Annotated in this window: 1 protein-coding gene; it reads right to left on the bottom strand. The window is 56.2% G+C overall.

The window, feature by feature from the left end; all coding sequences use genetic code 11:
* Positions 1 to 26 precede the first annotated feature (26 nt).
* The coding region (locus tag PZH32_RS12715; RefSeq protein WP_275208618.1) for an ACT domain-containing protein at positions 27 to 304 on the bottom strand (278 nt) is incomplete at its 5' end.

Below are 304 nucleotides of genomic sequence, written 5' to 3' on the forward strand. Positions count from 1 at the left end.
AGGAGCTTTTAGTGTGTTCAGTATTCCTAAATCTTGTACATCATCTGGAAGACGTCTACACGCTGGATGATGACCTGCATGCCCAGCTCTTCGCCGGCCGCCGTCAGACGTTCCTGCACCGTGTTGAAGTCGGCCACGGCCGGATCGAGCGTGACCATCATGGTCATGGAGAACATACGGCCCTCGCCCAGAATGGTCTCGGAGATGTCGTCGATGTTTGCACCGCACTCGGCCAGCACCGTGGCGATGGTGGCCACTACACCGGAACGGTCTTTGCCCAGAACAGAGATAACGCACTTCATAG

Origin of the sequence: Adlercreutzia equolifaciens (assembly GCF_029076695.1) — a bacterium.
Classification (GTDB): domain Bacteria; phylum Actinomycetota; class Coriobacteriia; order Coriobacteriales; family Eggerthellaceae; genus Adlercreutzia; species Adlercreutzia equolifaciens_A.